This is a genomic window from Paenibacillus lentus (assembly GCF_003931855.1).
Lineage (GTDB): Bacteria > Bacillota > Bacilli > Paenibacillales > Paenibacillaceae > Fontibacillus > Fontibacillus lentus.
In genome coordinates this window covers 214596-231482 of sequence record NZ_CP034248.1, presented here as the reverse complement: position 1 = coordinate 231482, position 16887 = coordinate 214596, and the positions used below count along the sequence as shown (strand labels likewise).

Here is a 16887-nt window from a genome sequence, read left to right as displayed (position 1 = left end):
ATTCAGTCTTTTATCTTTATAAAATCCTAGAAGTGCAAAACTTTAATTCTTAAATTGCAAGTATTGGTCAAAAAAAGAGGCGCTGCATATGCGGGCTCAAAAGATCAACAACTATATCCTCGTGATCGATAGTGGAGCTTCGAGCAAGCACAATATGACTTAGCGCCGGAGACGATAATAGAATGAACGCAAATGACATTTATACTAGAAAGGCAGTCAGCTAGAAAGAAAGAGTTGGTTGCCATTCGACAATGCTGTGGTGCGACAGGCTTGCTGGAATGTCGATCAGTCTTTGATTGGAGCTGCCGCGATAGAGTAGGGAGGGATCCCGTAACTCATCGGCGTAGCGCCCATCTACTAATACTTGGCAGCGGCGTAGCAGTTCATATTCCGGTGACTTCACGTCTTCGATTAGCTCTTCGAACGTATAACCGCTGTAAATCCAGACGGATACAGGGCCTGCTGCCTCGCGCAAACGGTCGAGGAACGCACTGACCTCCCCCGCCGAGAAAAAAGGGTCTCCCCCGAGAATCGATAGTCCGCTTAATAACGGATTGCCAGCGATGTCCCGGATAATTTCCTGTTCCCGTTCAGGGGTAAAGGGTTCGCCGTAGTTAAAATTCCAGGTGGCCGGACTGAAGCAGCCTTTGCAGTAATGGCGACATCCGCTGATAAAGAGCGCTGCTCGCAATCCTTCACCTTCATTAATCGATTCCGGGTAATAGCCGCAAATGTTCATGTTGAATGCTTGAGACGATCGCGAACCTCAGCCTGCTTGGCGGCATTAAAGCGCGTCTGGAAGTCCCCGGTTAAATACCCGGTCACGCGCCGCAGCCGACGAATATGGACGTCTTGTTCGCTGGCGTTGCAGGATGGGCAGACCGCACCGATAATACCTTCAAATCCACAGCCCGAACAGCGGTCGATCGGATGGTTGATGCTGAAATAGCTGACTTGCTGCGACAACGCGTACTGAATGATGCGCAGGAATGCAGCCGGATTGCTGCGGGCGTTGCCATTAAGCTCAATGTAAGAGATCGCTCCTGCATTGCATAACCCGTGAAAAGGGGCTTCTAGCTCTATTTTTTTAGCTGCACTGATATCGTAATATACCGGAATGTGAAAAGAGTTCGTATAATATTCGCGGTCCACAACCCCTGGTACCTCACCATAGTTGGCCCGGTCTTTCTTGGTGAATTTACCGGATAAGCCTTCGGCTGGCGTAGCGAATAAGGTAATGTTCAGATTATGGCGCTCGCTCTGGCGGTCGCAATAATCACGCATAAAGGCAATCACGTCGTAGGCTTTATTATATACCTCGGCATCTTCGCCGTGATGTTTGCCATACATGGCTTTCATGCATTCCGCGAGCCCGATGAAGCCGATTGACAAGCTGCCGTGTTTGAGCAAATCACCAACCGTATCTTCGGGATTCAACTGCTCGCCGCCTTCCCATACGCCTTCCCGCATCATGAAGTCGGATGCCTTCGCTTTCTGGGACGCTTGAATTTGGAAGCGGTGCAGAAGCCCGTCCAAAGCGATATCCAGATAGCGCTCCAGCTCACGGTAGAAGCCTTGCTCGTCTGCAGTCTGCCGCTGCCCCAATACAATACCGTGCTCCAGGCCAAGCTTGACCAGGTTCAAGGTGTTAAAGGACAAATTGCCTTTGCCGGAAAGATGGTTGCGGCCGAAGCGGTCGCTCAGCACCCGCGTGCGGCAGCCCATCGTAGCGAATTCGGTATCCGGGTTCTCCGGATCGTAATACATTAAGTTGAGCGGAGCATCCAGGTTGGCAAAGTTCGGGTAGAGACGCTTTGCGGAACATTCCGCCGCCTTCAGGAACAGCTCATAGTTGGGTTCGCCTGGCTGCTGGTTAATGCCTTGCTTGCATTTAAAAATCTGAATTGGAAAAATCGGTGTTTCGCCGCTGCCAAGCCCGCGCATCGTTGCGGTGAGCAGAGAGCGGATGACAAGCTGTCCTTCTATAGAAGTACAGGTGCCGTAGTTGATGCTCGTAAATGGAATTTGCCCACCCGCCCGGCTCGACATCGTATTGAGATTGTGAATGAGGCTTTCGGCGGCCTGCAGCGTCTCGCTCTCGGTCTCTTTAAGCGCATATTTGAAGGCTCTCGGATACTGCGCCTGAAGATCGCCACGAGCCATGGTGATGAAGCCGTAATCCGCATCCATGTCGCCTTCTTCGAAGTAATCCAAGCCCTTGCGGAAATATTTGCTGAAGGATTTGGTCACATAAGGCGCCAGATCGTGATCGAGTTTGTTGGCGGATACGCCGCCGTATTGCGCATTTTGCTGGGACTGAAAAATGATCGCCACAAGTGCCATCGCCGTCATGATGGAGTTCGGCGGTCTTACACTGCCGTTACCAGTATTGAATCCCTCCCGCAGCAGCTTGTCGAATGGAATGAAGATGCAGTTTGTCGTCCCAATCGCATATTGATCCAAGTCGTGAACGTAAACAAAATTGTCTTGAATCGCCTGAACGAGCTGTTTAGGCATGACGAAGTGACCTGCATACCATTTCGCATACTCGCTGCCGAACTTGCTCATTTTCCCGGAGAAGCTTTCGCCATTCAGATTGGCATTCTCGCGCAGAACTTCAAGGTTGCGGCTCTCCACGATTTCTTCTCCTAATGTAATAACTTCCTCCAACATGTCTTGGCGGCTTGCATAAACCTGATTCATAATCGCCATAACAAAGTTTCCCTCCCGAAAAACTAGACATTAAAAGCATATAAAAAGGCATTTTCGACCATGCAAGGTTGAAAATGCCCGAATGCGCGTTGAAATTTTCATCGGCTCAGTAAAGATTGATGAAAGTCTATGTAATCTGCAAGCGGACACCTACCTGTTCCTCGCAGGTTTATTTGGTGTCAATGGAAAGCGGGCAGGTCTCCTGGCTTCCGGACTCTTCGCTAACGCCTTCCCGCAGATGGCTGGCCATCTCCAGTGGCTTCTTGTTAGTGAAGCATTACAAGGATGTTGGAAAACAACTCCCTGAACGTCCGGTCACAGTGGCGGGACCGCAGCGGTTTTGCACCGCACTTCCCTTTTAAGCCCCAGCCTCGTATTGATGGCTGGATCACCCGGTTCCACTATATTTGGTTGTCTGCAACTAAGATTACCCCAATATATAGTGTTTGTAAACAGGTGTCTTCACTAGCAGGAGGTTGAAAAATCATGAAAAAACAGTTGAAAGCAATCCTGGTGCGGCGAGTGGGGGACGGAGGAAGACATTAAAAAAATTGTGAACATTTATCGCGGCAGCTCATGGTCGTACTTTTTGCGCAGTTGGTTTAATTGTTCCAATTTATGCAGGTGGAGATCTTGGTTTTTCATCCCGGCAGCAACGATTAAGTTCTCTACCATAAACGTCGGGGCGATCATCGAATGGAATTCCCAGATCTCTCCACGGCTGGTATACAGGGTAATATCGCTTTGACCCGAAAAGTCGGAGACGAGGCGATCGGTGATCAGCAGTGTAAGGTAGCCGCGTTCTTTGGCATGCTGGATGATCACCCTGGCTTCTGGCAGCAATCGGACGAAGCCGAAGAGGACGACGACATCTTCGTCGGTGATATGGAGCAGATCCTCGAATAACTCGCTGCCCCCGCGATCAAGATGGTGCATGGATAGACCGAAGCGGCTGAGGCGATAGTGCATCAGGTGGGCCAGACCGGACGAGGGACCTGGGCCATAGAGGTATATCCTTCTTGCCGTGACGATAGCATCGACCGCCGCTTCAAATGCTTGCTGGGAATAATACTGCAGCGTGCTTTCCAGGTGCTCCACGCTCGAAGCGAACAGTTGTCCGGGAAGGGAGTTCGCGTCTGCTTTACTCATGATGTTCTTCATTTTAGCGGCGGGGGTAACTTCCAAATGCTCGCGCAGCTGATTTTTGAAATCTTTAATGTTTTTAAACCCGACAGAGCGCCAAAACCTCGATACAGAAGCAATGCTGAGTCCCAGAGTATCGGCGATTTCCTGCTCGGTTAGAAAGAGTACGGTTTGCATATTTTTTTGAATATAGTCGGCAATTTTATATTGACCCGGAGATAAGGAATCTACATTCCAGTCCATGTTCATGAGGTTGGCCTCTCTTTCTATACCTGATGAGTGAGTTGATAGCACTAGATTAACATAAAAGGGAGAGCGGGGGCATGAAATTCAATCAAAAATGATATATTTTTTTCACTACTGGATAAAATGAAATAAATTTTACATATCATTTACACGATAGGGATGGTCGCTTAATAATTCCTCTTTATAGTGGAGCTATCTAAGGCTAGGAGGGGAAGTTAGTGGCTCAATTAAGGCAAAGATATGTGTTAACCCAATCACAAAAAATGATGGTATTTATTCTTTCGATGTCGCTATACGGTCTGTCCAATATGATCACCGAGCTTATTCCGTCGGTTCGGTTGGGGCCGATCGAGCTGTCGGTGGAATATTTTGCGTTCATTCCGCTGACGCTGTGCATTTTGTTTCATCCGTTCTATGCGGCGGTTGGTGCTGCGCTGGGCGAAGTTATTTTTGGCGAAATTATGCTGGGGCAGTTCGGCGGACTTGGCGAGCTGGAGAAGTTTATCGCCTTCTCGCTAGCGATGTTCATTGCTGGAACACTTGTCAACGATCCAAAGAACCGCAGGCAGGTGGGCGTGGCAGCCATGACCGGAGTCATTATTCACCAATTTATCAGCTGTACGGTCGATATTGCTAAGGTATGGATTGGTGTTGAAGAGTTTGAAGCAGTCCCCGGATTGGCGCAAAGCGTCGTCGTGGTTGAAGGAGTGGCTTTTTTGAACGATGTATTGTTCTCAGGTATTCTGTTCGCGTTACTGCCAACGCTGTACCTGGTGCCTCGACTGTACGGTAAAATCGAACCGCTGCTTGGCATGAAACCTAGAAATAATAAGATGAAATATTCACTGGGTGAAATTATCGCCCCTAGGTTAATTGTCGTTTCCATTATACTAGCTCTTTTGGCAGCCGTAGCTGAATTTCTCTCGGAATCTGATATGGCGCTCATGGAATGGGATGCGGATTACCTAAACAGTATTGGCGGTTGGTTCGTATGGGTTAGTATCGGGGCTGCCGCCGTAGTGGCATGTCTTACGATTTGGGTGCTGGTTCGCCGGGGGAAGCGGTCGAGAACAGCAGGAACCGGGATCTAAAGCAGGATGGAGGGTAAGGCATGGTTGAACATAGGACTGAATGGAAAGAAACAGATATATCCGTGACGAAAAATTCCGTGATGAAAAATTCGGCGCCTGATTGGATCGTATCTGTAGATAATGTTACCTTTACATATCCTGGCTCAGAGGTACCTGTCTTGAATGGGGTAACATTGCAAATTAAGCGCGGCGACTTCATCGCCGTCATCGGCGGTAATGGCAGCGGAAAATCAACGCTGTGCAAGACGCTAAACGGACTAATCCCTCACTATTATGTCGGAGATTTCGAAGGGAGCGTCCTTGTGAACGGGCTGCAGACTCTGGAGCATGATGTTGCCCAGCTATCGCGCCATGTAGGGTATGTGTATCAGGATTTTGAGAATCAACTGATACGTCCGACCGTGCTGGATGATGCCAGTTTTGCTCCGCTGAATTATGGGTTCGAGGATTACCTGGAACGTGGATTACAAGCGTTACGTTTAGTTGATCTAAATGTTGACCCGAAGGAGTTCATCTGGCAGTTAAGTGGGGGGCAGAAGCATCAGTTGGCTTTGGCGGGAGCCGTCTCGCTGGATCCGGATATTCTCATTATTGACGAGCCGGTTGCCCAGCTTGATCCGCGTCATGCCCAGGATATCTATGATCTTCTTAAGCAGTTGAACGAGCAGTATGGGAAAACGATTATTGTCATCGAGCACCATACGGAGTTTATCGCCGAATATTGCAAACAGGTTGTGCTGTTGAACCAAGGCCGAGCGGTGTGGTCGAAGCCGGTAAAGGAGGCGCTTCTGGAACTGGAGCAGCTGCGGGCCAGCCAGATCTATCCTCCGCAGGTGACTCAGGCTGCCGACAAAGTGGCGGAAGCTGCCGGGAAAGGCGGGAGCGGGCTAAGTAGGGCCGAGTTAAGGGAGGATATTACCAACTTGCCTAAGATGGGGTTCGGTTCCCAGATCGCTGGTGGATCGAGTGATGTGGGAATGGGTGTCGGCGCACCCTATCCTGTAACGCTGGACGAGGCGGTTGACTACTTCCAGCGGTTGAGGATATCGGAACAGCTAGAGGCTGTTGGCGGGCTGAACCTGGTGAAGGGCAACGATGTTGCCACGGGTTCAGGAATTTATTGCACGGAAGAAGGGACAAGGGGGGAGAGAAGGGATGTCATTATTGAAGCGAAGCATATCCGTTACTCTTACCGAACAGTGAGCCGCGAGCGTAAGGTTGTGCTGCGGGATGTCAGTGTATCGTTTAGGGCGGGGGACTTGGTTGCTTTGGTGGGCAATAATGGGGCAGGGAAGTCCTCTTTCATGAGGCTGATTACTGGGGTGACCAAGCCGGAGAACGGATATATTCACGTTAAAGGAGTTGATACGGCCAAGACGACGCCTGAGCAGCTCGCCAATACAGTGACCTATATTTATCAAAATCCGGAGGAAATGTTCATTGAGGATTCAATTCGCAAGGATGTGGAGTTCTTTCTGAAGGCGCGCCGTGTGGACGGATACCAGGCTAAGGTAGACGCCATTCTGGAGAGTTTCGGGCTAACCGAGCTGCAGCATCGGGACGGTCGGCTTCTTAGCGGCGGCCAGCAACGGCGTGCCTCGTTGGCGATTGGCGTGGCGATGAACCCTTCCGTGATTTTACTCGACGAGCCGACCGCGAATCTCGATATTGCGACCCGTAAAGATATCACTCGCCTGCTGCTGCAATTGAACCGTCATGTGGAGACCGTCATTGTGGCTACGCATGACATGCAGCTTGTAGCGGAATGGGCCAATCGTGTCATTGTTATGCATCAGGGAGATATAATCCGGGACGGCACGCGGGAGTCGGTGTTTGCTGATGCAGATTTACTGCTGCAAGCGGGCCTGGCGGCGCCGCAAATTATGGAGCTTAGCCGCAGACTAGACATGTTGCCGCTATGCTATACGGTGGACGAATTTGCACAGCGCTGGAATGAATCGAGGAGGGAGGCGGCAAAGGATGGAGTATGTTCGTAAGCTGATGGATCGTGTGTCCGTGGAAGGAGTCAAAATCGAACTGCTCAACACGGCCTATGGCAACGGCGATACTTTTTTTGCCAGGCTGGATCCGCGGACATTGTTTCTCTGGTATTTGTACTTCGGTATTGCGCCATGGTTCATTCATAACGAGGTTCTGCTGCTCGGGATGTTTCTGTTTATGGTCGTGACCACAATCCTGTCACGGGTAAGCCCGCTAATTATACTGATATTGTGCCTTGGCTTGATGAGCCAAGTGGGATATCTGTTTATCGTGTCCTGGCTGTTCAGCGGAGGCGGCGAGGCGATCTTGCCCTTGTTGAAGCTAACGATGAAACTGTCGGTTATTTCGATGGCTAGCATAACTGCATTTTGCTCGATGGATCCGGAGAGACTGAGCGACGGGCTGCTCCGCATCGGCGTCCCGAAGCAGGTGTCGTTCGGCATTGCTTACGGCTATCGGATGCTCCCAAGTCTGGTGGAGGAATACCATCATATATTTCTGTCCTTCCGGCTGCGGGGCGTGGCTCCGCAAAGGCATGGGATGCTGTACTGGCGGAGTATCGTCTACTTCTTGAAAATAGCGGTGCTGTCTTTTTATCCATTAATCCTGAGCATCGCCAAACGTACACGCACGACCGTTGAGGCGCTGGAAGCCAAAGGTTTCTCCTACGCCTACCATTCGCCGGAGGTCAAAAGAATTAAGCTATCCTACATGAGATTCACTATGCGCGACGCCGTATTTCTAGTTGTATCCGGACTATACGTCATGATGTTATATGTTCTGGCGGCTCAAATCTCAATATAGCCTATATATTGAAGTAACTAATTTGTAAAGCAAAGGAGAACCTCATGAGAATAGATTTGCATACCCATGTCAAGCTTGCTAAGAAAACAGTCTTCAGCCACGCCTATTTCAAGGAAATGATGGCTGAGGCGGGAAAAAGCGGTCTGGATGCCGTGGCGATGACGGAGCATTTCAACACCTTGCGATATGAGGACATTTACCAGGTGCTGGATCGGCATTATCCCTATGAGCAAGGCTATTATTTGGCTGAAGGGATGAAAGTGTTTCCCGGCATCGAAGTGGATATCCAAGAGACTGGGCATATTCTGCTTATTGGAGATCGGGAGCGGGTATTGGAGCTGCGGAAACGTCTTGAGCCTTATACGGAAAAGGGGCGATTCATCGAGTTTCAGACGCTGCTGGACTGGAGCGAGGGGCAGGGATTTCTGCGTATCGGCGCACACCCTTTCCGAATTGGGACGCCGCTTCATCATTTGCCGGAGGAGCTGCTGGGACGGTTGGATGCTTTTGACCTGAATGGCAAGGACATTTATTCGCAAGGCTTAGAGACTTATCGCAGTCGAATCGATGCATTTGCGCTGGGCCTGGGGCGTCCGGTCGTTGGAGGAAGCGATACCCACCAATTCATGCAGTATGGAAGCGTCGTTAATGAGTTTGCCCAGGAAGCCGGGACAGCAGAGGAACTGCGGGAGCTCATCCGGCGAGGAGCGTATAAGGTCGAGGTCTCACCCTGCCTGGACGTGAAGGTGAAGTCGGCCAATTTGATCAAATCCTTGTTAAAGAAGGAATTAGCTATTTCGGGAGAAGGCGGGGAGGACTTGCGGGAGCTGGGGGAAATGGCTTAGGAGACTAGGGCTTTCAGGAAATCAATACAAGGCACGAGGCTGACCGGTTCGGGTAAGGTCTCGGCCTTTTTTGTTTCAATAGGGGAGAGGGGCCCCCCACAGGGCTTGTAGCCTCCTTAGACTCCCGAAGTTTGGAGGAACGTGGAAGGTATTTGAAATGAGGGGGTGGAAAAAGTTACAATAAAGAAGTGTCTAAATGTTGATTCAAGGAGGTAGCGTTATGGCGATTGCGGAGGTTACGGTGATCCCTATCGGGACAGGAACGACTAGTTTAAGCCCTTATGTGGCGGAATTGCAGCGAGTATTAGAGAGACAGGAAGGCATCCAATATTCATTGACATCGATGAGCACGATTATTGAAGGGTCGCTGGATAGTGTATTCGCCGCGATCCGGGCGATCCATGAGTCGCCGTTTCACTCGGGTGCACAGCGGGTATCTACCTCGATCAAGATTGATGATCGGCGCGACAAAGAGAGCTCCTCGGAGCAGAAGCTTCGTTCGGTGCAGGCGAAGTTACAGTAAATCCCTGAATTTGAGGACTTGAAAAATTTTTAGATCGAGTTATAATATTTTTGTTTCAATTTAATTAGTGAATATGCTGGTGTAGCTCAGTTGGTAGAGCAACGCATTCGTAATGCGTAGGTCGGGGGTTCGAGTCCCTTCACCAGCATCTTGCTAAAGTCAGATACAGCGCGGCTTCCGAGGTTTTCGGGGCCGCGCTGTTTTTATTAAAAAACGTGTTCGTCTACCATTGTTCTACCCTTTATTCGACTAAAGTGTTATTTTCGGGATTAGGTTGTTCTCCAAGAATGGATGAACCGTAGTTTTTTAATACTGTTTCTTGGGGGGTTGACAGTACGTGAATGACAAATGGTCTAGGCGTTCTTGAACAATTTTTGGGTAAGATACCCCTTTTAAGGGGAGTGTTATATGAGTATATCTAAGATCCTGAAAACGTATCTTTGGGAAATTTGGATGTTCCTTAACTATCTTGTCAAGGATTAGCCAATCTCTGTTCTGCACGCATTGAGAGAAGCGGTTGTTATACGCGAAGGAAGAATTGAAACGACAGCGTTTGAAGCTGGATGACCAGGAAAAGGAACTGATCGCTCGCTTTATGACACAAGCTCAAGACGCGCCAGGCAGTCAAATTGCGTATGAATGACTCTTATAAGGATGTTTATGTGATCGGAATCGTTGAGCGCCTAGAGAATGTTTACTGGCCGTTAGCTTAAGTCCAGCCCCCTGGTGTGTAAGGCAGGGAAATCCTTCCTAATGTCGAATTATTCAGCAAAAGGAGATCATTCCTTATGCGAAAAAACATAATAAGAATGCGAGCGAGATCACCCGAGCAGGGTATGGTTTTGAATTGAAGGTTCAAACCGCCTACAGCACTGATTGGGAGACTAAGGTTCCAGTAGGCTTGGCAGGAACAGCTAGGCCGATTGGTGGATATTATTATGGCCCTGACGAAGTGTATGCGGGCATTTACAATTCCCAAGGAAAGCTAGAGAAAACAGTTAAGCTAGAAAAAACCAGCGGTGACCGTAATACGGCTACCTGGGAGCTGCCAGAAGTTCAAGTTGAATCTGAATCAGGCAAGAAGTATAAAAGTAGAAAGTACTTCACATCTGTAAATGCTCCAGATGGAGAGTATGTTGTAAGGATTTCTACGTCAGCTGCCGGTATGAACGGCTTACAGGCGTGTATTACGAAAAAGGTCGAGATTTACGGCTCGATGTATGATGATGTACAGAATTTGAGGAACACAAAATAAAATGATAGAAAGCCGTGCGCAGCTGCACGGCTTTCTTATTTTTTGAATAGGAAGTGTTTGATATGATAACAGATTTATTTATACTTCCCAGGGCGACTAGTAGCATTGATCTAGTGATGGAACTAATTACTCTAGTTCTAGTTGTTTCACTAATTCCCTTGTGTTTCTGGTTCAGTTATACGGATATAAAGCATCGTAGAATCCCTAACTCTTTGACGCACCCGGTATTTCTTGTAGTACTTATTATTCGGTTATTTGAACCTCTTTATTTTTGGGGAATGCTGCCTGCTGCACTGCTACTTATTATGTTTTTTATTAACCCTGATTATATTGGTGCAGGCGATATTAAACTGCTGGCGATTATTGGACTTATCCTTGGTCTAAATTCCTCGCTTCTTGTGGCCATACTTATGTGCTGTGCTTTGTTTGCTTACATGGCCTGGTACAGGCTTGTAAAAAAGCAGAATGTGGTAAAGATACCGATGGCTCCATTTATTACGGTAGGTTTGTTAATCACTGTTTTTATAACTGACGTTATTAATTACGCCGGGAGATTGATCTAAAGAGTATTCCAATATGAAGGGAGACGAAGCATGGAAGAACCCATTTTTAATTCTGGCCAGATGTTTCGGCTTGTAAAAAAAGATCCATATTTACTAATGGTATATAATGATTTGCTAAAAAGGGGAGACTCTCGAGAGATAGTTTTGGAAGTTTTATTTAACAGTAATATACTAGAAGACTCGTTAATGACAAGTGCTTACGAAGCGTGCAGAACAGAGAATGGCTAGAGCCATTCTCTAGAACTAAAAAATAAAATTCATGAAGACCGGGTTTCGCAGAAACCCCGCCTTTGTCCAATTCCTCATTTTTACCTTTGCTCTAATTTGGGGATTAATATATATAAAATCTCTATCCTCGCCAGTAATGAGAGGTTTGACCACGCCAAAGAAAGTCTTTTATCCCTTTAATAAACGTCATCATATGAGCAGTAATGATCTAAATCCAGACTATCTGATTAGTGCCCGGTTGCTTGCGCTTGTTACCACACCCTCTATACCGCGCACCAATAACGCATCGCTCTCGCCTCTAAATAGCAAGATATCGAATATAGCATAATTAGCAGGAATGATTTACAGAAAATCGTACTATTTTATCGGCTTGCTTCGCCCTGTAAAGGTTTTTATTGAATTTTCAGGGGGCAGGGAGCAGGCAATATGTTTGAATATGAAATGACCTTTAGGAACAATTCGAGGTCTTTTCTTCTAAAGAAGTGGACTATTACGAAGAATCTCTAGGTGTCTTATTGAATTTAATGAAAGGAAAGGATATAAAGTGATATTATGGTATAAAAACTAAAAAATATAAATAAAAAGAAGGATTTGTTTATTTTTTGCAGAATATAACTATTTATGAAGGAAGGAGGTGAATTATGTATGAAAAAAATCTTTTTTGGATTTTTGGCAATGCTTATGATTGCTTCAGCTGCTCTTACAATCGTTCCACCAAAAGAGGCAAATGCTACTATCCTGCCTATCATTTGGATGTTCGAAAATGCTAAAACTAAGGGTGAGCCATCACCTCTTGGTCATAGCGAGGAAACAAAAAAGAATAGTCTCCCTGTTTCGGGGGAAAAGTCATTAAGTTCAAAGGATCTAGTTAAAGATGGAAAAGTTGTTCAAAGAAGATATTATGATGGGTCGGGTAAAGCAGAAATGGATATTGACTACGATCATTCAGATGGAGATGGTACTCATACCTTCCCACACCGTCATAATTGGTATTGGCCTGAGGTAGGTCCGCCTTCTAGGGGACCAGGCTATTAAATAGAAAGAACAAGGATCCGTTTGAGCAAACGGCCTTGTTCTTTCTATTTTTTCATGAAACAATGGAATAACTAATAACTGATATTATTGTAGAGAGCGGGGGGGACAATAATTATGAAAGAAAAAAACGAATATGAGGAAGTTATGAATGCACTATCAATGAATAGAGAGATTGAATTTTCTTATAAAAATGTAACATACGCTCTTGTGTATCATCAGAAGGGTTGGTGTTTAGTTAACCGTAAAGAAAAACTAAGCTTATATTATCAGGATAATAATGAATTGCTTGAAAATATTAGGTTAGATAACAAAACTTTTTTTGATTTATTAAAGGAGGGAAGTATTAAAATTGAAACTATTTTTTAAATTAAAAAAAGGATGGTTCTCACGCCACAAATGTTAGGGGAAACTTCCTGATCCAGGAAGGGCGAACACGGATCGTTCTTCCTGGCTTAAAGTGAAAGTTTCCTGTTACACTACTCAATATCAAAATATAAAATTCATGAAAATTGGGTTTCGCAAATATCCCGCTCTTGTCCAATTCCTCATTTTTACCTTTGCTTTAATCTGGGGATTAATATACATAAAATCCCGATCCTCGCCAGTAATGAGAGGTTTGACCACGCCAAAGAAAGCTCTTTTTTCCGTTGGAGTTACGCCAAGTTGAATAGTCCCAGCTGGTTGGATCTTACCGTGTTCATCTGCGATCCCTGCAAGCCAGCCAAATTCCGCTTTTTTATACCCTGTAATGTAAACTTCGGCATACGACCAGTTGATCACTTTGCGCCAATGATCTGATCGGCGGCCCGCATCGTATATGCTGTCCCTACGTTTGCCGACTACTCCCTCCATGCCGCGGGCCTGAATTTGCGCAAATAACGCTTCTCCTGCGCCTTCGACATAAGGAACGGCGCTCATGTTCGCATTAGGTAGCGCCATGTCCGCGAGAATGGCCTTGCGCTCTATTAGCGGCAATTTGCGCATATCTTTGCCCTTATATCGTAGTATATCGAATGCGGCATAGTACGCCGGGAGTGTCGTAGAGAGCCGCGCAATCTTATCGGCACGTTTCGCTTGGAATCGCGACATAATCGCCTCGAAATCAGATACACCAGTAACGGGATCTACACAGGCAATCTCGCCGTCCAGGACGATGTCATGCGGCAATAAGGCACAGGCAATTTCGGGATATTGGCGCGTACAGTCGTTGTTGTGGCGCGTGTACAGGCGAACAACACCGTCCTGCTGCGAGAATATTAGTCGGTGGCCATCGATTTTCGGCTCAAAGATAAAGCATGGATCACTGAACGGGCCAGACGCAGTTGCGAGTAACATCGGGGAAATAAACATAAAAACACCTCACTACTGATTATAGCGTCAAGCTACTCGGTAGAGTGGCGGTAAGTTTTGGGCGTTATTAATTTCCGTCAATAGATCGGGAGAAATGTTCTTAACGTTGCCTACTGCGTGTCAGATCGCCAGTACACAAACTCAATTTCATTATTAAAAGGGTGGGGGGCAAGGACAGAACGGGAAGAAACGTTCAAAACAGATAAACAGAAGGGTGTGGCTACACGATACTTGGATAACTATTTATTTTGGTTCCGTTTCTTAGAGATGAATAAGGAAATTGGAGAAAAAATACCCCAAAAGCAATGCTTATGGCATCATGTCAAAAGCCAAACTTTACGAAAGTGGGTTCTTTTAGGTATGTCTTTTAGGTATGTTAGTTGACATCCAGCTTAAATTTCTGACGACTACCTCCTTCTGGACCATTTGGGATTAACTCGTCTAATGGAATGAAACCAAACTTCTTGTACAACTTTCTTGCGGACTGCCCTTCTGGAATATCATCGCCAAATGTAGTAACTACTACTTCTGATGGAACAGTGATAAGTCTCAAAACATGACCGACCAAAGCTGTTGCTATTCCTTTACTTCTCGCTTGCGATGAAACAGATAACCAACCAATTTTATATTTTGGGGCATTTGATGCTGAAAATAAATTCCACCGAGCAATCTAGAACCAGGTAATCCATCGTTCTCTCTCACACAAAAAGCGCTATCTTGATTTATATTCTTCTCTAATGCTTGAATAAACTTTGGATCATTTACCATTGATCCAAATAGGTATTCAACCTCAGAAGCTAACATTAACCATTCTTTGAGGTCATCCATTGTTGCGCTTACAACCTTCATAAATAACGCCCTTTCGTTTTCAATAATTATTGCTTAGTCATGCGGCTATCTTAAACTGATGCAATCATACCATTTTTAGGGTAATCCCACTACTGTCATCTATAAAGCAACAATTTTTTAGAAAAAAGCTTATTTTTAAAAGCTTGTAGCCTACAGATTAAATTTGTAATTATAAGCACATATCAGCATTCTGATATGCAATCCAGATTCATCGGTAAAATCCCTAGAGAATAACTTCCAGGGATTTTTATTGATAAAATAATAAACAGAATAACTTACGGAATAATTTACATTGTTTTTGACAAAAATTAATTGATGATTTATAATAATTACCATGGGGAGGGATGTTAGTGGAACCGTTATTAAAAAGGGATGCAATGGAGATACTTGAGCCATATATTCCTCTTATAAAAGAGGCTGTCTCAAAGGCTATTTTGAACTATTATACAGGGGAAGAATATTCTAAAACCAGACATATACATAGTCCGAGAACTGCTGCCTCAATATGTCACGATAATATTAAAGAGGAAGTTCAGTTACGTTTTGAAGATATCCCTCAAGTAAGAACGAAAGAAATAAAGGGAATTTTCACATTAATCATCGAGGAAACTGTTACAATTAGGTTTAAAAAATTTAATGATAAGCTCCTTGGAAGTGGAATTGCAACAAATCAATCATTAGCGTACAATCTTCATGACACTGTTCAACTTGAACTGGATGATATGCCTCCTAGCGGACTATTATTTGTGGGGTACACGCTTAACAACCTTCAATCCAATCTTGATGGTATATATATAACAAATCGATATGGGAATGTTAATATATGGGATTGGGAAATCACCCATGAGGGAATAATTAGTGAGCCAGCGTTGTTTCCGCAACCTGCAGCTACAGAGACTACATCTAAGAGAAAAAGAGTTCGGGCAAAAGACAAATCAATTAGTGCTGGTGATAATAATGCAGTTAACGAATAATGTTATTTATAATCCTCAACTTGTTATATTAGGAAGGGAATCTAGGTCAATAAGCCAAAGTGAATTATCAAAAAAACTTGGATTCTCTCAAGGAAAGCTCTCAAAAATCGAAAACGGGTTAATATCCATAACCCAGGAAGAGCTAAGTAAAATATCAGAAACTTTAAATTACCCAGTTAATTTTTTTCAACGTGATGAAAAGGTTTATGGTGTTGGCCTTAGTGAGTTCTTCCATAGAAAAAAACAAGCAGTTCCTCAACGTCAATTAAGTACAATTTATGCAAGATTAGAATTAAGGAGAATGGAGATCCAGACACTATTGAAAGCAGTAGAAATGGATGAGCCAGCCTTTTTTCACATGGATCCAGAGCAATATGATAATGATATTGAGAAAATTGCCCAAGTGACCAGAGCGGCATTCAAAATCCCTAGTGGGCCAATACAGAATGTTGTTGATGTATTGGAGGATGCTGGAGCGATAGTTATTCCCTTTGATTTTGAAGGGGCAAATATTGACGCAATATGTCTTTCGAATCCAGGAATACCTCCACTTATTTTTACGAATTATGATAGACCAATGGACAGAATTAGGTTTACATTATGCCATGAACTTGGACATATTATTATGCATAGGAAGCCACCGAGTGAGGATATTGATATTGAGGAGCAAGCAGACCTTTTTTCTTCGGAATTTTTGATGCCTAGAAAAGAAATAGCTCATTCATTAAGTGGCATGAATTTACAAAAACTTGCTGCCTTAAAACCCTACTGGAAGGTTTCAATGAATGCTCTTCTAAAGAAGGCAGTTGATCTGAAAAAGATAACTGAAAGGCAGTCGAGATATTTGTGGACACAGATGGGTAAAGCGGGGTATAGAACGAGTGAGCCTAAAGAGTTAGATTTGCCTTTCGAAAAGCCCACAATGTTAGAGGAGATTTTGCATATTTACCAATCTGACTTACGATATAACTCAAAAGATTTAAGCTCTGCAACATCATTAACTGAAGCAGAATTTCAATCTATTTACCCAATAGAAACACCCCGTATTAGACTTGTTAAATGAAGAAAAAAGACCTGTACAGGATAACAATTTAATATTTACCGTTTGTTATTAGTAAAGCCTGCTGCCCTTTATTCGTCAGCAGGCTTTACGCCCGTATGACGTTATTTTGACAGATTATTCTTTATGTTACTCGTTATAACCAAGGCTATTTTTCGGGTTTCATATTGGTTATATAGTACATCAACGGGGTAGTTCAGAGTTAGTA

17 protein-coding genes, 1 tRNA gene, 1 pseudogene and 1 riboswitch are annotated in these 16887 nt (G+C 45.2%); of the genes and pseudogenes, 13 read left to right on the top strand and 6 right to left on the bottom strand.

Annotation, left to right across the window (positions count from 1 at the left end):
- Positions 1-220: 220 nt before the first annotated feature.
- The 3 genes from nrdG to EIM92_RS01180 all read right to left on the bottom strand — a co-directional run bounded on the left by nrdG (position 221) and on the right by EIM92_RS01180 (position 4104).
- Entirely contained in the window at positions 221-739 is a 519-nt protein-coding gene (nrdG, locus tag EIM92_RS01190; RefSeq protein ID WP_125081110.1) for an anaerobic ribonucleoside-triphosphate reductase activating protein, read from the bottom strand.
- The gene (locus EIM92_RS01185) at positions 736-2712 is read right to left on the bottom strand and encodes an anaerobic ribonucleoside triphosphate reductase (protein ID WP_125081109.1); all 1977 of its coding nucleotides are present in this window, start codon (positions 2710-2712) and stop codon (positions 736-738) included. The genes nrdG and EIM92_RS01185 overlap by 4 nt, the downstream gene beginning before the upstream one ends.
- 175 nt (positions 2713-2887) lie before the next feature.
- Positions 2888-3123: riboswitch (cobalamin riboswitch) on the bottom strand.
- 150 nt (positions 3124-3273) lie between these two features.
- Positions 3274-4104, bottom strand: coding sequence for a MurR/RpiR family transcriptional regulator (locus EIM92_RS01180; RefSeq protein WP_125081108.1), 831 nt, complete (start codon positions 4102-4104; stop codon positions 3274-3276).
- 215 nt (positions 4105-4319) lie between these two features.
- On the opposite strand from EIM92_RS01180, the gene EIM92_RS01175 reads away from it, so the two are divergent.
- From EIM92_RS01175 to EIM92_RS01120, 10 genes are all read left to right on the top strand, one after another.
- Positions 4320-5192 carry a DUF8171 family membrane protein gene (locus EIM92_RS01175; protein ID WP_211344412.1) on the top strand — a complete coding sequence of 291 codons (873 nt, stop codon included), beginning with the start codon at positions 4320-4322 and terminating at the stop codon, positions 5190-5192.
- A gap of 80 nt (positions 5193-5272) precedes the next feature.
- On the top strand, positions 5273-7189 hold the full coding sequence (locus tag EIM92_RS01170; protein WP_425464187.1) for an ABC transporter ATP-binding protein: 1917 nt from the start codon (positions 5273-5275) through the stop codon (positions 7187-7189).
- On the top strand, positions 7173-7997 hold the full coding sequence (locus EIM92_RS01165) for an energy-coupling factor transporter transmembrane component T family protein (RefSeq protein ID WP_125081106.1): 825 nt from the start codon (positions 7173-7175) through the stop codon (positions 7995-7997). Before EIM92_RS01170 ends, EIM92_RS01165 begins: the two co-directional genes overlap by 17 nt.
- A 44-nt stretch (positions 7998-8041) precedes the next feature.
- On the top strand, positions 8042-8842 hold the full coding sequence (locus EIM92_RS01160; RefSeq protein ID WP_125081105.1) for a PHP domain-containing protein: 801 nt from the start codon (positions 8042-8044) through the stop codon (positions 8840-8842).
- A gap of 220 nt (positions 8843-9062) precedes the next feature.
- Positions 9063-9365, top strand: a complete 303-nt coding sequence (locus EIM92_RS01155) for an MTH1187 family thiamine-binding protein (RefSeq protein ID WP_125081104.1) — start codon at positions 9063-9065, stop codon at positions 9363-9365.
- A 75-nt stretch (positions 9366-9440) separates the two neighbouring features.
- Positions 9441-9513, top strand: a tRNA-Thr gene (locus EIM92_RS01150).
- A 699-nt stretch (positions 9514-10212) separates the two neighbouring features.
- Positions 10213-10620, top strand: coding sequence for a hypothetical protein (locus EIM92_RS01140; protein WP_125081103.1), 408 nt, complete (start codon positions 10213-10215; stop codon positions 10618-10620).
- Between the two features lie 62 nt (positions 10621-10682).
- The gene (locus tag EIM92_RS01135) at positions 10683-11183 is read left to right on the top strand and encodes a prepilin peptidase (RefSeq protein WP_125081102.1); all 501 of its coding nucleotides are present in this window, start codon (positions 10683-10685) and stop codon (positions 11181-11183) included.
- Positions 11184-12056: 873 nt separating this feature from the next.
- Positions 12057-12446: a hypothetical protein gene (locus EIM92_RS01125; RefSeq protein WP_125081101.1), complete on the top strand. Its 390-nt coding sequence runs from the start codon at positions 12057-12059 to the stop codon at positions 12444-12446.
- A 114-nt stretch (positions 12447-12560) separates the two neighbouring features.
- On the top strand, positions 12561-12812 hold the full coding sequence (locus tag EIM92_RS01120; protein ID WP_125081100.1) for a hypothetical protein: 252 nt from the start codon (positions 12561-12563) through the stop codon (positions 12810-12812).
- A gap of 120 nt (positions 12813-12932) precedes the next feature.
- Here the strand turns inward: EIM92_RS01120 and EIM92_RS01115 are convergent, their stop codons facing one another.
- The gene (locus EIM92_RS01115) at positions 12933-13796 is read right to left on the bottom strand and encodes an ATP-dependent DNA ligase (RefSeq protein WP_125081099.1); all 864 of its coding nucleotides are present in this window, start codon (positions 13794-13796) and stop codon (positions 12933-12935) included.
- A 201-nt stretch (positions 13797-13997) separates the two neighbouring features.
- Between EIM92_RS01115 and EIM92_RS24015 the strand changes: the two are divergent.
- Positions 13998-14167 (top strand): annotated as a pseudogene (locus EIM92_RS24015) (IS1595 family transposase); the annotation flags it as partial.
- Between the two features lie 5 nt (positions 14168-14172).
- Here the strand turns inward: EIM92_RS24015 and EIM92_RS24680 are convergent.
- Positions 14173-14376 carry a hypothetical protein gene (locus EIM92_RS24680; RefSeq protein ID WP_425464186.1) on the bottom strand — a complete coding sequence of 68 codons (204 nt, stop codon included), beginning with the start codon at positions 14374-14376 and terminating at the stop codon, positions 14173-14175.
- Entirely contained in the window at positions 14373-14645 is a 273-nt protein-coding gene (locus EIM92_RS01105) for a hypothetical protein (protein ID WP_125081098.1), read from the bottom strand. The genes EIM92_RS24680 and EIM92_RS01105 overlap by 4 nt, the downstream gene beginning before the upstream one ends.
- A 350-nt stretch (positions 14646-14995) precedes the next feature.
- Here EIM92_RS01105 and EIM92_RS01100 point away from each other — a divergent pair, with 350 nt between their 5' ends.
- Together EIM92_RS01100 and EIM92_RS01095 are read left to right on the top strand one after the other, a co-directional pair.
- Positions 14996-15619, top strand: coding sequence for a hypothetical protein (locus EIM92_RS01100; protein WP_125081097.1), 624 nt, complete (start codon positions 14996-14998; stop codon positions 15617-15619).
- Positions 15603-16682: an XRE family transcriptional regulator gene (locus tag EIM92_RS01095; protein ID WP_125081096.1), complete on the top strand. Its 1080-nt coding sequence runs from the start codon at positions 15603-15605 to the stop codon at positions 16680-16682. Before EIM92_RS01100 ends, EIM92_RS01095 begins: the two co-directional genes overlap by 17 nt.
- Positions 16683-16887: the final 205 nt, after the last annotated feature.

Bases quoted from the DNA above. Each gene is read 5' to 3' on its own strand.
- EIM92_RS01160 (WP_125081105.1), top strand. From the start codon at position 8,042: ATGAGAATAGATTTGCATACCCATGTCAAGCTTGCTAAGAAAACAGTC.
- nrdG (WP_125081110.1), bottom strand. From the start codon at position 739: ATGAACATTTGCGGCTATTACCCGGAATCGATTAATGAAGGTGAAGGA.
- EIM92_RS01095 (WP_125081096.1), top strand. From the start codon at position 15,603: ATGCAGTTAACGAATAATGTTATTTATAATCCTCAACTTGTTATATTA.
- EIM92_RS01115 (WP_125081099.1), bottom strand. From the start codon at position 13,796: ATGTTTATTTCCCCGATGTTACTCGCAACTGCGTCTGGCCCGTTCAGT.
- EIM92_RS01185 (WP_125081109.1), bottom strand. From the start codon at position 2,712: ATGGCGATTATGAATCAGGTTTATGCAAGCCGCCAAGACATGTTGGAG.
- EIM92_RS01180 (WP_125081108.1), bottom strand. From the start codon at position 4,104: ATGAACATGGACTGGAATGTAGATTCCTTATCTCCGGGTCAATATAAA.
- EIM92_RS01105 (WP_125081098.1), bottom strand. From the start codon at position 14,645: ATGAAGGTTGTAAGCGCAACAATGGATGACCTCAAAGAATGGTTAATG.
- EIM92_RS01120 (WP_125081100.1), top strand. From the start codon at position 12,561: ATGAAAGAAAAAAACGAATATGAGGAAGTTATGAATGCACTATCAATG.
- EIM92_RS01135 (WP_125081102.1), top strand. From the start codon at position 10,683: ATGATAACAGATTTATTTATACTTCCCAGGGCGACTAGTAGCATTGAT.
- EIM92_RS01165 (WP_125081106.1), top strand. From the start codon at position 7,173: ATGGAGTATGTTCGTAAGCTGATGGATCGTGTGTCCGTGGAAGGAGTC.
- EIM92_RS01155 (WP_125081104.1), top strand. From the start codon at position 9,063: ATGGCGATTGCGGAGGTTACGGTGATCCCTATCGGGACAGGAACGACT.
- EIM92_RS01170 (WP_425464187.1), top strand. From the start codon at position 5,273: ATGAAAAATTCGGCGCCTGATTGGATCGTATCTGTAGATAATGTTACC.
- EIM92_RS01125 (WP_125081101.1), top strand. From the start codon at position 12,057: ATGAAAAAAATCTTTTTTGGATTTTTGGCAATGCTTATGATTGCTTCA.